Raw genomic sequence first — 12,642 nt, forward strand, 5'->3', positions numbered from 1 at the left:
ACTTGCGCCGTTCCCTGCAGAAATACCCGGTCAATCCGCGGTCGGCAGGCGCCGCATGGTGAACTCGATCTGGTCGCCGTCCAGTTGCCGCCAGCTTTCGACCTCGGTCCAGTAGGCGGCTTTCGGAAATTCCTCGAACCATTCCCGCGCCTTTTCGCGCGCGTCGAGCCGGGACATCTGGAACGTTTCCCGCACGAACATGCCGGAACGCTCACCGGCGGTCTGCTGCCGGTGGCGGTTGATCCGCCGCTTCAAGCCGTCGAGCGGCGGTGGTGTGAATTTCGCCATGAAAGCCTCTCATCCGCACCTTGCTGACTCAAAAGATAAGCCTGCTCTGCACGTTTTACGAGTCTGATTTTACACGGATGATTAGCCGTTGAACGGACTGCGGAATGGCTCGCGAAAGTCATTGCTGTTATGCCGGAGGCCGAGGAGCCGAATCGCCCAAGCAAGCGACTGCGCAAGACCGGAAGGAAGTATCGAATGGAGCGTCCAGACCTGCCGAAAGGCCTGCCCGAGGACATCGAGGACAAGAAGCAGGCCGCCCGCGCCTGGTTCGAGAGCCTGCGCGACACGATCTGCGCCTCCTTCGAGACCCTGGAAGAGGAGCTGACCGGCATGCTGTCGGACCAGCCGCCGGGAAAATTCACGGGCAAGGACTGGCTGCGCGACGGCGGTGAAGGCGGCGGCGGCCGCATGTCGATGATGGAAGGCCGCGTCTTCGAAAAGGTCGGCGTCCACACCTCCACCGTCCACGGAGAATTCTCTCCCGATTTCCGCAGCCAGATCCCCGGCGCCGAAGAAGACCCGCGCTTCTGGGCCTCCGGCATTTCGCTGATCGCCCACCCGGTCAATCCGAATGTACCGACCGTTCACATGAACACCCGCATGGTGGTGACGTCGAGCCACTGGTTCGGCGGCGGCGCCGACCTGACCCCGGTGCTCAACGACCGCCGCACCCAGGAAGATCCGGATACGCAGCTCTTCCACCGGGTGATGGAGATCACCTGTGAGCGGCATGAGCAGGTCGCCGATTACCCGCGCTACAAGGCCTGGTGCGACGAGTATTTCTTCCTCAAGCATCGCAACGAGCCCCGCGGTGTCGGCGGCATCTTCTTCGACTGGCTGCATTCGCCCGCGGAAAAGGGCGGCTGGGATGCCGACCTCGCCTTCGCGCAGGATGTCGGCCGCGCTTTCAACCTCGTCTACCCGCGCATCGTCCGGTCGAACTTCAACAAGCCCTGGACAGAAGAGCAGCGCGACGAGCAGCTCGTCCGCCGCGGCCGCTATGTCGAGTTCAACCTTCTCTATGACCGCGGTACGATCTTCGGGCTGAAGACGGGAGGCAACGTTGAATCGATCCTCTCCTCCCTGCCCCCGGTCGTCCGCTGGCCATAAAGACGTAGCGGCGCACGAATCTTTGATCACCCCGACAACTCTTCGTTGATAAATGTCATACGCGAATCGTCACCTTGGTGTTAGCTTGTTCTAACTTAGCTCGAAGGAGCTAGCACCGGAGGAGGAGTCGATGAGTGAATCGAAGAGCATGCCCTCGCCAGCAGCATTGCCTCCCAAGGATGATCCGACCCGCCCTATCGACAAAGCCGAGCTGATAGACCGGCTGGCCCGCGAGATGCGGGTCGCAAGCGGTGGCGAACTTCCCCATTCCTTCTGCGTCGAGCAGGTCAAGCGCAAGCTGGCCGGCAAGTCTGCGGAAACGGCAGCGGCCAACAGCGTGGCGTCATTGTCCGCCAAGAAGGCCCAGGCCGGCGGCGGATCTGTTTTCCATTCCTGGGCGATGCCAGAATAGGCCGATCACTGCAGGAAGCTGCCGATTGACGGCAAAGAACGAAGGGCAGGACGGAACCCTTGTCGTCTCCGATGGTTTTCGTTTCGCCACCCGTAAAACGGGCGACGGACAATCAACCATGAGGAGATATGGCCATGCGGCTTTTCGAATGCGGGACGCTTGTGCCCGGATGCCAATGGCACACGCGCGCCGACGAGGATGCGGAAGTCGTGCGTCGGGCGGTAGAGCATATGCGCAGCGCCCACGGCGAGGAGATCATTCGCGAAAACATGGTGGAAAACATCAAGGCGCGCGTTCGCAACGAGCAGAACGCGCCCGCCTGAGTTTCATCCGGCCTGAGCTTCATCCAGCCTGAGCTTTCGGGCTAGTTCTGCTTGCTCACCATATCTGACAGACGGGCGGCCAGCTCTGGCCGCTCGGGATTGAAGTTCCGGCTGATCCAGAATTCCTCCAGTTCCTTCAAAACCTCGCCCACCTGCTTGCCCGCAGGCACTCCGGCCGCGAGTACATCCGCGCCGCTCAACGGGAATGCGGGCTTTTCGTATTTTTCCGCCTTCGACAGAAGCTGCGACAGTCGTGCGCTCTTGCGCATCGCGATCGGATCGCCCTCGGCGGACGTCCGTGCCGACGCCAGCGCCAGCTTCAGCCGGCTGATCATGCCCGGCTTGCCGTGCCTGTAAAGCAGTCGCGTGAAACCGACATCCGTCACTTCATCCGGCGGCATCGGGGTCGAGGCCCATCGCGTCAGTTTCAGCGCATCGGCATTCGACAGGCGAAGCCGCTTGGCAAGCGCCTCCAGCCGCGGCTCATCAGGCGGCACGATCGCGGCAAGCCTGAGCAGCGGGTCGGGGGCCCAGCCGAGCGACTTTTCCGCCGCCACCAGGCCGTGAATGGAATCGATGCCCCATTTCTCGGTCTCAGGCAGGATTTCCGTCAACACGCCGGCCTGCCGCATCCACAGAAGCGCCCGCGACGGGTCCGGTGCGGACAGCAGCTTCTTAGTCTCGGCCCATACCCGTTCCGCCGACAGGGTGGAAAGCTTGTCCTTCGCCCGGGCGCAGGCCCGCAATCCGTCGGCATCCGGCCGACCGGAGCCATAGAAGGCGAAGAACCTAAAGAACCTGAGGATCCGCAGATGATCTTCCGCGATCCGTTGTGACGCGTCGCCGATGAAGCGGATGGTCCGTTTTTCAAGATCCTTCTGCCCCTCGACGAGGTCGATCACCTCACCCTTGGCATCCGCGTAAAGAGCATTGATGGTGAGATCCCGCCGCTCCGCATCGGCCTTCCAGTCGGTGCCGAATTCGACCACCGCATGCCGACCATTGGTCTCGATGTCGCGCCTGAGCGTCGTCACCTCGAAACCGCGACCGTCGATGACCAGCGTGACCGTGCCGTGTTCGACACCGGTCGGAACGCTCTTGATGCCGGCCGCCCTGGCACGCTCGACGACAACCTCGGGCCGTAGCGTCGTCGCAATATCGACATCGGCAACGGCAAGGCCCATCAGCGCATTGCGCACGGCACCGCCGGCGACCCGCGCCTCGCCGCCATCGTCATTGAGCAGCGAGAGAATGCGCTGCAGGGCTGGATCCTGGAACCAGGGTTCGCCGGCCACGGATGTCATGCATAAAGCCTTTCGTAGAGAGTGCGGAGGATCCCGGCTGTGATCCCCCATATATTCCGGTTCTCGTAGGGCATCAGGTAGAAATGCCGCTCCGTGCCGTTGAACTGCCGCGTGCCGCGCTGATGGTTCGCCTCGTTCATCAGGAAGGACAGCGGCACCTCGAAGGCATCGTCGACCTCGGCCGGATTGAGCTTGAGGTCGAAACCGCGCCTGACCACGGCAAGCACCGGTGTGATGCGAAAGCCGGTCATCGCGTAATATTGCGGCAGCCGCGCAAGCGGTTCGACGAAACGGGGATCGAGCCCGATTTCTTCCTCCGCCTCGCGCATGGCAGCTCGCTCCGGCGAGCCGTCCTCGGGATCGACGGCCCCGCCCGGAAAGGCGATCTGGCCGGAATGCTTTCTCAGCGTCGCCGTGCGCTGCGTCAGGATCACCTTCGCCTCGTCGCCATCGTCTATGACGGGCACGAGCACGGCTGCGTCCTTCAGCTTCAGTTCCATCGCGGTCTGGACGAATTGCGGATTGAGTAGATGGTCGCCATGGTCGCGCCATGCCGTCTCCAGCGGAGCTCCTGCCTGATGCAGCGCCCTGCGGCGAAAGCTTTCCGCCGAAAACGGCGCAAGGTCATGGGCCGAAAGATCGCTCATGACGCCAGCCGATCGAGTTCGTCCGCCGGCATGACCGGGAAAGTGAGGCCGCCCGAGCGGACCGCGAACATCGCGACACCATCGACATCGATGACATCGCCAAGCTCGACGAGATCATACATGACGGGCCGGGAGACCAGCGCCTCCAGCCGGCCGCGCACGAGGAGATAGGGTTTTAGCTGCCGGTCTTCGCCCACCATCTCGAAGCGCAACGGATGATCGGCGCCGATCTCCACCACGTCACCGACATTTGTGCGGAACGTGAGCACCGGCTCGCCATCCCGATCGGTCACCTGCATCTCGACGGCCAGAAACGGTGCGTCGACGACCCGAATACCGACCTTTTCCACAGGCGTGACGAGGTAGGTCCTGCCGTCCTCGTCCTTGCGCAACACGGTGGAAAACAGCCTGACGAGCGGTGCCCGGCCGATCGGTGTGCCCATGTAGAACCAGGTGCCGTCGGCCCTGATTTCCATGTCGAGATCGCCGCAGAAAGGAGGATTCCATTTGTCGACCGGCGGCAATCCGCGCTTTCCGTCCCCGGATTGCTCGGCGGCACGAGAAATCATCGCCGCAAGGCCGGCGGCATCGAATGCCGAATTAATCGTTTCTGCTGCCATCTTTCAGTCCCGGTTCGATTTTAATCGTTCACGGTCGCGGTCGTTCTCACGAGATAGTCATTCGAAACGAGCTTGTCAGCCATATTTCGGGTAATAACTTCTGAGGGTATCGTGTCTGTTGCGCTGCAACGAGTCGCGACCGGGCATGAAGCCGTTCGGTTTTGAACTAGACCTTGATCATGGAGAACGACATGGGCGTGATGAATCCAACCGAGGCCGTTCTTGATGAGAAGGCGATCGTCGCAGCCGCCGAAAAGGCGCTCGCAGACATCGCGGCTGTTCGCGAGGAAGTCGCCAAGGTCATCTTCGGCCAGGAGCGGGTTGTCGAAAACACGCTGCTTGCGGTTCTTTCCGGCGGCCACGCGCTGCTCGTCGGCGTTCCGGGTCTCGCCAAGACCAAGCTCGTCAATACGCTCGGCACCGTACTCGGCCTCGATTCCAGCCGCATCCAGTTCACGCCCGACCTGATGCCGTCAGACATTCTCGGGTCCGAAGTCATGGATACCGACGAAAACGGTCGCCGCTCGTTCCGCTTCATCAAGGGTCCGGTCTTCGCCCAGCTGCTGATGGCCGACGAGATCAACCGCGCCTCGCCGCGCACCCAGTCGGCGCTGCTGCAGTCCATGCAGGAATATCACATCACCGTCGCCGGCCAGCGCTACGACCTGCCCGCCCCCTTCCACGTGCTCGCGACCCAGAACCCGCTGGAGCAGGAAGGCACATACCCGCTGCCGGAAGCCCAGCTCGACCGTTTCCTGCTGCAGGTCGACGTTCTGTATCCGGATCTCGCCGCCGAGCGCCAGATCCTGCTCGACACCACAGGGATGGCCGAAGCAAAGCCGCGCGGCGTGATCGACAGCGCCCGCCTGCAGGAAATCCAGATGCTGATCCGCCAGATGCCGGTCTCGGACAAGGTGGTCGACGCCATCCTGTCGCTCGTCCGCTCGGCGCGCCCCGGCCACGGCAATGCCCAGACCGACAAGCATGTCGCATGGGGTCCCGGCCCTCGCGCCGGTCAGTCGCTGATGCTGACGGCGCGTGCCCGCGCGCTCTATGAAGGCCGTCTCGCGCCCTCGCTGGATGACGTCTATTCGCTGGCAGAACCCGTTCTCGAACACCGTATGGCCCTCAATTTCGCAGCCCGCGCCGAAGGCATGTCGGTGCGTGACGTGATTGCCGGATTGGTAAAGCAGGCTCGCGGGTAAAATCCCGCTCCTCTGAAAGGACAGTGCGTGGCATCAATCGGCCAGATCGTCGAGCAGACATCCAGCAGCGAAGTCCTCTCCCGCGCCCAGGCGCGCGCAGCGCTCGTTCCCGACTGCATGGTGGAAGCAAAGCGCATCGCCAACACGGTGATCGCCGGCTGGCATGGCCGGCGCAAGCGCGGCATGGGCGAAAACTTCTGGCAGTTCCGCCCCTATGCCGATGGCGAAAGCCTGTCGCGCATCGACTGGCGCCGCTCCGCCCGCGACGACCATACCTATGTCCGCGACCGCGAATGGGAGGCGGCCCACACGATCTGGCTCTGGGCCGACATGTCGCCGTCGATGATGTACAAGTCTACGCTCGCCATGGTCTCGAAGGAAAGCCGCGCGCTGGTACTGATGCTGGCATTAGCCGAAATTCTCGCCCGCTCCGGCGAGCGCATCGGATGTCCGGGCATCATGGAGCCGGTCTCGTCGCGTAATGCCGCCGAACGGCTCGCGACCGCCATCATGCACGCACCGCTGACGACCGGCCTGCCGGAAACCTCGATGATCCGCGGCCAGAGCGATATCGTCCTGATCGGCGATTTTCTCGATGATGCCGATACCGTGATGAGCCGCATCTCGCCGCTCGGCAAGCGTGGCCTGCGCGGCCATGTGGTCGAGGTCTCCGATCCGGCCGAAGAAACCTTCCCCTATGCCGGCCGCACGGAATTCTCGGATCCCGAGACCGGCGAAAAGCTGACCGCCGGCCGCGCCGAAATGATCCGCGACGACTACCAGCGCGCCTATCTCGCCCGCCGCGATGCGCTCGGCGAAGGCCTGCGCCGGCTTGGCTGGAGTTTCGTCTTCCACCGGACCGACCATCTTGCGTCGGAAGCGCTCGTTGCCGTCCACGGTTATCTTGCCGGCATGCCGGCCGTCATTCCGGGAGCCCGCACATGAGCGCTCTCGCCTTCGCCAACCCGTTCATCCTCTTCGGCCTTCTCTCGCTTCCGGTCATCTGGTGGCTGCTTCGGTTGACCCCGCCGCGGCCTCAGGCGGAAGTCTTTCCGCCGCTGCGCATTCTTGCGACCGTTCTCAAGCGCGAGGAAACGCCGGCGCAGAGCCCTTGGTGGCTGACGCTGCTGCGCATGCTGCTCGCCGCAGCCGTCATCCTGGCGATCGCTGATCCGGTTCTCAATCCGCGTGCCAGCTCGCTGAATTCCGGCGGTCCGCTGGTGCTTGTGATCGATAACGGCTGGTCGAGCGCCATCGACTGGGAACGCCGCATCGAAACCGCCAACATGCTGATAGACGAGGCAGAGAGCTCCGACGTTCCGGTCTCCGTCATCTTCACCGCCGAAGCGACCAACGAGCCGGTTGCCGGCACGGCCGCTGCCGCCCGCGACAAGCTTGCCGCCGCAGAAACGCGGCCCCTGGTTCCCGATCGCCTGCGCGCCGCCCGCGCGCTTCAGGAGGCGCTGAACGGCAATGAGCCCGGCACCGTCGCGATGATTTCGGACGGTATCGCCGCTACCGGTGACGAGGAGGCAATGACCACCCTGGCCGGCCTCTCCCCCGCCGAATTCCGCCTCTATGAGGGCGATGGTCGCGGATCGATCGCGCTGACCGACGCCACCAACAATTCAGCTTCGCTGGCCGTGACCGCAACCCGTCTCGACACCGGCGCTGCGCAACAGATCACCGTCAATGCGCTGGATCAGCAGGGCCGCGCACTCGCAGCCGGCACGATGGATTTCGCCGCCGGCTCCGGAACCGCGACGGCGGAAATCACCGCCCCCTTCGAGCTGCGCAACGATTTTGCCCGCCTGAGCATCGAAGGCGTTGCGACGGCCGGGGCCACCCATCTGCTCGACGACGGTTTCAAGCGCCGTCGCATCGCGCTGATCGCCGGCGAAAGCGGCAGCGATTTTCAGCCGCTGCTCCAGCCGCTCTATTATATCAGCCGCGCGCTTTCGCCCTATGCAGACGTGATCCAGCCGAATACGGCCGACCTTGCGGTCTCGATCCCGCAGATCCTGGAAAGCAACCCATCCGCCATCATCATGGCCGACGTCGGCCGTCTGCCGGCCGAAACCTATCAGCCGCTGCAGCAATGGATTTCCCGTGGCGGCACGCTGATCCGCTTTGCCGGTCCGCGGCTCGCTGCCGCCCCGGCCGATGATCCGCTGGTGCCGGTAAGATTGCGCCAGGGCGAACGTGCGCTCGGCGGCGCCATGTCCTGGTCGGAGCCGCAGGTGCTGGCCGATTTCCCGAAATTCGGCCCCTTCGCCGGCATGCCGCGCGCGACCGACATCACCGTCACCCGCCAGGTCCTGGCCGAACCGACGCCGGATCTTGCCGAGCGCACCTGGGCGAGCCTTGCCGACGGCACGCCGCTCGTGACGACGCGCGAAGTGGAGGCAGGACGTCTCGTCCTCTTCCACACGAGCGCCGAGGCAACCTGGTCCAACCTGCCGCTGTCGGGCAATTTCGTCGAGATGCTGCGCCGCGTGGTCCAGCTCGCCCGCGCCGGCGGTGCGACGACCTCGTCATCGGGCTCGGATGCTGCGGCAGCCACCCTGCCGCCCTATCGTCTGCTGACCGCTGACGGCCTGCTGACGACGGAAACCGGCGGTGCCCGCCCGATCACCATCGCCGCCGGCCAGACGCCATCCGCCAATTTCGATCATCCGCCCGGCCTCTACGGCACCGAAGATGGCTTCTCCGCAGTCAACCTGCTGCCGCCCGGAACCGTGCTCGCCGCCTTCGATCCCGCCGCGATCGGCCGCCCCGTCGTGCGCGAGGGGCTGGCCGGTGGCGAGGCCGTATCGCTGCGTCCTTCCCTGTTTGCCGCAGCCTTTGCCATGCTCATCCTCGACAGCCTGATCGTGCTCTTCATGAACGGTGCCTTTTCCCGCCGACCAAAAGGGCCGCGCGCCCGCTCCGGTGCTGCAGCTGCAGCCATAGCCGCGCTTGCCTTCGGCCTCTTCGCTCTTCAGCCGAACCCTGTTTCCGCCCAGGAAATGCCGGAGGGCAGCGGCGCCAAGGCCGGTGACGAGCAGATCCTCGAACATCTCGACACGACCCACCTCGCCTACGTCGTCACGGGTGAATCGGACGTGGACCGCATCTCGGAACAGGGGCTGGACGGCCTCTCCCAGTTCCTCACCTACCGCACGACGCTGGAACCAGGCGCTCCGGTCGGCCTCGACATCACCAAGGACGAACTTTCCTTCTACCCGATCATCTACTGGCCGATTTCCGCCAATGCGCCGATGCCCTCTCAGGCTGCGATCTCCCGCATCGACGCCTATATGCGCAACGGCGGCACCGTACTGTTCGATACCCGAGACCAGGTTTCCTCGTTGGACGGCGGCACCTCGGCGAATGGTGAACGGCTGCAGGAAATCCTTGCCAATATCGACATTCCGCCATTGGAGCCCGTGCCGGAAAACCATGTCCTCGCCCGCTCGTTCTACCTGCTGACCAACTACCCGGGTCGCTATACCGGCAGCCCGCTCTGGGTCGAAGCCCGGCAGGACGGACGCAACAGCGCCAATCAGGTGTCTTCCGGCGGTGATGGCGTCTCGCCAATCATGATCACCGGCAACGACATGGCCGGCGCCTGGGCCGTCGACGCACAGGGCGCACCTGTGCTGCCGACAGTTCCGCCGGACGACATGCAGCGCGAATATGCCTACCGCGCCGGGGTCAACATCATGATGTACATGCTGACCGGCAACTACAAGGCCGACCAGGTGCACGTCCCCGCCCTGCTCGAACGGCTGGGCCAGTAAGGGAGATAGACGATGACGCTCGAATTCGCGCCCTTCTTCCCCTGGCCTGTGCTGATCGGCCTTGGCGCCTTTGCGCTCATTCTCTGCGCCATGGCCTTCTGGCGCAGCGTCCGCGGTGCGAGCCTGCGCACGCTGGCGCTCGCCGCCCTGCTTCTGGCACTCGCCAACCCGACGCTTCTGCAGGAGGACCGCGAGCCGCTGTCGACCATCGTGCCCGTCATCGTCGACCGCTCGCAGAGCCAGCAGACCGAGGAGCGCAAGCGCCAGACGGATGAGGCGCTGGCCGAACTCCGGGACCGTTTCTCCCGTTATCCCCGCATCGAGACCCGCATCGTCGAGGTCGATGACGACCCGGACAGCGACACACCCTCGACGAGGCTCTACACCGCGCTCCGTGCCGCGATCTCCGACGTTCCGCCCGCCCGTCTCGGCGCCGCCGTCTTCGTCACCGACGGCCAGATCCATGACCTGCCTGGCACCAATCAGGACCTAGGCTTCAATGCACCCGTCCACGGCCTGATCACCGGCCAGCCGGACGAGTTCGACCGCCGCGTCGAGGTTGTCCGCGCCCCGCGCTTCGGCATCGTCGGCGAGGAACAGGAACTGACCCTGCGCGTGGTAGATGACGGCCGCTCCAACAATGCACCCGCCGAAGTGACGGTGCGCGTCAACGGCGAGCAGACGGCCACCTTCCGCGCCACGCCGGGCGCCGACACGCCCTTCCCCTTCACCGTGCCGCGCGCCGGCAACAATGTCATGGAATTTTCCGTCGGCGAATTGCCGGGCGAAGTGACGACCGCCAACAACCGCGCCGTCCACGTAATCGACGGCATCCGCCAGAACCTGCGCGTCCTGCTCGTCTCCGGCGAGCCCCATGCAGGCGAGCGCGCCTGGCGCAATCTGTTGAAATCCGACGCCTCGGTCGATCTCGTCCATTTCACCATTCTGCGTCCGCCGGAAAAGCAGGACGGCACGCCGATCAACGAACTGTCGCTGATCGCCTTCCCGACCCGCGAACTCTTCGTCGAGAAGATCAAGGATTTCGACCTGATCATCTTCGACCGCTACAAGCATCGCGGCGTCCTGCCGATCCTCTATTACGATTACATCTCCCAATATGTGCAGAACGGCGGCGCGCTGCTGATCGCGGCCGGCCCTGAACATGCAAGCGAGGATTCGATCGCGCTTACGCCGCTCGAACAGGTTCTCCCCGCCTCGCCCACCGGTGAGATCCACAATGCCGGTTTCTACCCGCATCTCTCCGAGGCGGGTCAGAAGCATCCGGTCACCCGCGGCCTCGATGGCTCGAACTCCAATCCGCCCGCCTGGGGCCGCTGGTTCCGCACGGTCGATGTCGACCAGCCGCAGGGCCAGACGGTGATGGAAGGCGACGGCAACCGGCCGCTGCTGGTGCTCAACCGCCAGGGCGAAGGCCGCGTCGCCATGCTGCTTTCCGACCAGGGCTGGCTCTGGGCGCGCGGCTTCGAAGGCGGCGGCCCGCATGTGGCCCTCTATCGCCGCATCGCCCACTGGCTGATGAAGGAACCGGAACTCGAGGAAGAGGCTTTGACCGCCCGCTCCTCCGGCCGCACGCTGGAGGCGACACGCCAGACGATCGGCGACGATCCGGGTCCCGCGACCGTCCGTTTCCCCTCCGGCCGCACCGAGACGATCCCGATGGCGGAGGCCGGCCCCGGCCAGTATCGTTTCGAACGGCGCATGGATGAGGTCGGCCTCTTCCAGGTCTCGAACGGCGATTTCACCACGCTCGTCCATGTCGGCGCGGTGGATGCGCCGGAATTCAAGGCGATGATCTCGACGGAAGAAACGCTGAAGCCGTATGCCGACGAAACCCGTGGCCTCGTGACCCGCGTTGCCGATGGCGCCGGCATTACTCTGCCCGACATCCTGCCGGTACGCGGCGAGGTGCGCATCAGCGATCCGAACCGCATGATCGTCCGCATGACCGATGAATCCGTCCTGCGCGGCATCAACAGCCTGCCGCTGTTCGCCGGCTTTGCGGGCCTTTCGGCTCTGCTCTTCGCCGTCGCCGCCATGTGGTGGCGCGAAGGTCGCTGATCCGTGGCCACGATAGAGCTGACGGCTTCACCCTCGGGCGAGCACCTGGATGTAATCCTCAAGGGCCTCACCGCCTATAACGAGGCCGAGGTCGGCCCCGCCGACCGTATCCCACTGGCCGTGCTGATCCGCGATGACGGTGGAGACGTGATCGGCGGCCTGTCGGGCTATACGTCCTGGGGCTGGCTCTTCACCCAGCTTCTGTTCATCCCCGAACAGCTTCGCGGCCAGGGCATGGCGGCGAAACTCCTCGATGCGGCGGAGAATGAAGCCCGCGGGCGCGGCTGCGGCGGTGCCTGGATCGACACGTTCAATCCGCTCGCGCTGAAGGCCTATCAGCGCCAGGGCTACGAGATCTTCGGCGAACTGCCCGCCTTCGTCGGCGATCGCACCCGCACCTTTCTCAGAAAGAAGCTTTAGTTTATCCATGCGCGCTCTTTCAGGAGGAGCGAATGGATTTCGAGTTGAGCGTCACCGAGGGCGTCGCGCCCGAGGAAGAACATCTCATCCTGCAGAAGCTGAAGGCGTTCAATGTCACCACCTTCGGTGAAAGCGATCGTCGCGAACTGACGATCCCGCTTTACGGAGACGGCAGCGAAATCCGCGGCGGCCTTGTCGGTTATACCGGTCGCGGCTGGCTCTATGTCTCGATGCTCTACATCCCGGAGGAACTGCGCGGCCAGGGGCTCGGCTCGCGCATGCTGGACATGGCAGAGCAGGAAGCCCGCAAGCGCGGCTGCATCGGCGCCTATATCGATACGATGAACCCGTCCGTGCTGAAACTCTATCTCAAGCTTGGCTATGCCGAGATCGGCAGGCTCGACGCGCTTGCCGACGGCCATGTCGTGACATGGCTCGCCAAGCGCTTATGA

The 12,642-nt window shown here is 64.3% G+C and carries 13 protein-coding genes; 9 read left to right on the forward strand and 4 right to left on the reverse strand.

What is annotated here, in order from left to right:
* Window positions 1-30: 30 nt before the first annotated feature.
* Window positions 31-288, reverse strand: a complete 258-nt coding sequence (locus tag BM216_RS19105; RefSeq protein WP_093000802.1) for a hypothetical protein — start codon at window positions 286-288, stop codon at window positions 31-33.
* 195 nt (window positions 289-483) lie between these two features.
* Between BM216_RS19105 and hemF the strand changes: the two genes are divergently transcribed.
* From hemF to BM216_RS19120, 3 genes are all read left to right on the forward strand, one after another.
* Complete coding sequence (hemF, locus tag BM216_RS19110; protein WP_093000803.1) at window positions 484-1,398, forward strand: oxygen-dependent coproporphyrinogen oxidase; 915 nt, start codon at window positions 484-486, stop codon at window positions 1,396-1,398.
* 130 nt (window positions 1,399-1,528) lie between these two features.
* On the forward strand, window positions 1,529-1,810 hold the full coding sequence (locus BM216_RS19115; protein WP_093000804.1) for a hypothetical protein: 282 nt from the start codon (window positions 1,529-1,531) through the stop codon (window positions 1,808-1,810).
* A gap of 134 nt (window positions 1,811-1,944) precedes the next feature.
* Window positions 1,945-2,133, forward strand: coding sequence for a DUF1059 domain-containing protein (locus BM216_RS19120; RefSeq protein ID WP_093000999.1), 189 nt, complete (start codon window positions 1,945-1,947; stop codon window positions 2,131-2,133).
* Window positions 2,134-2,174: 41 nt separating this feature from the next.
* On the opposite strand, the gene BM216_RS19125 is transcribed toward BM216_RS19120, so the two are convergent.
* Genes BM216_RS19125 through BM216_RS19135 form a run of 3 tightly spaced genes read right to left on the reverse strand, consistent with a single transcriptional unit; the run spans window position 2,175 to window position 4,704 of the window.
* Window positions 2,175-3,437 carry a CCA tRNA nucleotidyltransferase gene (locus tag BM216_RS19125; RefSeq protein WP_093000805.1) on the reverse strand — a complete coding sequence of 421 codons (1,263 nt, stop codon included), beginning with the start codon at window positions 3,435-3,437 and terminating at the stop codon, window positions 2,175-2,177.
* On the reverse strand, window positions 3,434-4,084 hold the full coding sequence (locus tag BM216_RS19130) for a CoA pyrophosphatase (RefSeq protein WP_093000806.1): 651 nt from the start codon (window positions 4,082-4,084) through the stop codon (window positions 3,434-3,436). The genes BM216_RS19125 and BM216_RS19130 overlap by 4 nt, the downstream gene beginning before the upstream one ends.
* Window positions 4,081-4,704, reverse strand: coding sequence for a DUF1285 domain-containing protein (locus BM216_RS19135; protein ID WP_093000807.1), 624 nt, complete (start codon window positions 4,702-4,704; stop codon window positions 4,081-4,083). Before BM216_RS19135 ends, BM216_RS19130 begins: the two co-directional genes overlap by 4 nt.
* A gap of 191 nt (window positions 4,705-4,895) precedes the next feature.
* On the opposite strand from BM216_RS19135, the gene BM216_RS19140 reads away from it, so the two are divergent.
* From BM216_RS19140 to BM216_RS19165, 6 genes are read left to right on the forward strand one after another with little or no spacing between them, the layout of a single operon-like run.
* Window positions 4,896-5,909 carry an AAA family ATPase gene (locus BM216_RS19140; protein ID WP_093000808.1) on the forward strand — a complete coding sequence of 338 codons (1,014 nt, stop codon included), beginning with the start codon at window positions 4,896-4,898 and terminating at the stop codon, window positions 5,907-5,909.
* 27 nt (window positions 5,910-5,936) lie between these two features.
* Entirely contained in the window at window positions 5,937-6,854 is a 918-nt protein-coding gene (locus tag BM216_RS19145) for a DUF58 domain-containing protein (protein ID WP_093000809.1), read from the forward strand.
* The gene (locus tag BM216_RS19150) at window positions 6,851-9,691 is read left to right on the forward strand and encodes a DUF4159 domain-containing protein (RefSeq protein WP_093000810.1); all 2,841 of its coding nucleotides are present in this window, start codon (window positions 6,851-6,853) and stop codon (window positions 9,689-9,691) included. The genes BM216_RS19145 and BM216_RS19150 overlap by 4 nt, the downstream gene beginning before the upstream one ends.
* Window positions 9,692-9,703: 12 nt before the next feature.
* Window positions 9,704-11,770: a hypothetical protein gene (locus BM216_RS19155; protein ID WP_093000811.1), complete on the forward strand. Its 2,067-nt coding sequence runs from the start codon at window positions 9,704-9,706 to the stop codon at window positions 11,768-11,770.
* A gap of 3 nt (window positions 11,771-11,773) precedes the next feature.
* Entirely contained in the window at window positions 11,774-12,190 is a 417-nt protein-coding gene (locus BM216_RS19160; RefSeq protein WP_093000812.1) for a GNAT family N-acetyltransferase, read from the forward strand.
* Between the two features lie 32 nt (window positions 12,191-12,222).
* On the forward strand, window positions 12,223-12,642 hold the full coding sequence (locus BM216_RS19165; protein WP_093000813.1) for a GNAT family N-acetyltransferase: 420 nt from the start codon (window positions 12,223-12,225) through the stop codon (window positions 12,640-12,642).

Source organism: Rhizobium sp. NFR07 (assembly GCF_900111905.1).
Classification (GTDB): domain Bacteria; phylum Pseudomonadota; class Alphaproteobacteria; order Rhizobiales; family Rhizobiaceae; genus Neorhizobium.

Excerpts from the sequence above, each read along its gene's own strand:
- BM216_RS19155 (WP_093000811.1), top strand. The coding sequence starts at position 9,704 with ATGACGCTCGAATTCGCGCCCTTCTTCCCCTGGCCTGTGCTGATCGGC.
- BM216_RS19130 (WP_093000806.1), bottom strand. The coding sequence starts at position 4,084 with ATGAGCGATCTTTCGGCCCATGACCTTGCGCCGTTTTCGGCGGAAAGC.
- BM216_RS19150 (WP_093000810.1), top strand. The coding sequence starts at position 6,851 with ATGAGCGCTCTCGCCTTCGCCAACCCGTTCATCCTCTTCGGCCTTCTC.
- hemF (WP_093000803.1), top strand. The coding sequence starts at position 484 with ATGGAGCGTCCAGACCTGCCGAAAGGCCTGCCCGAGGACATCGAGGAC.
- BM216_RS19125 (WP_093000805.1), bottom strand. The coding sequence starts at position 3,437 with ATGACATCCGTGGCCGGCGAACCCTGGTTCCAGGATCCAGCCCTGCAG.
- BM216_RS19120 (WP_093000999.1), top strand. The coding sequence starts at position 1,945 with ATGCGGCTTTTCGAATGCGGGACGCTTGTGCCCGGATGCCAATGGCAC.
- BM216_RS19165 (WP_093000813.1), top strand. The coding sequence starts at position 12,223 with ATGGATTTCGAGTTGAGCGTCACCGAGGGCGTCGCGCCCGAGGAAGAA.
- BM216_RS19115 (WP_093000804.1), top strand. The coding sequence starts at position 1,529 with ATGAGTGAATCGAAGAGCATGCCCTCGCCAGCAGCATTGCCTCCCAAG.
- BM216_RS19105 (WP_093000802.1), bottom strand. The coding sequence starts at position 288 with ATGGCGAAATTCACACCACCGCCGCTCGACGGCTTGAAGCGGCGGATC.
- BM216_RS19135 (WP_093000807.1), bottom strand. The coding sequence starts at position 4,704 with ATGGCAGCAGAAACGATTAATTCGGCATTCGATGCCGCCGGCCTTGCG.
- BM216_RS19140 (WP_093000808.1), top strand. The coding sequence starts at position 4,896 with ATGGGCGTGATGAATCCAACCGAGGCCGTTCTTGATGAGAAGGCGATC.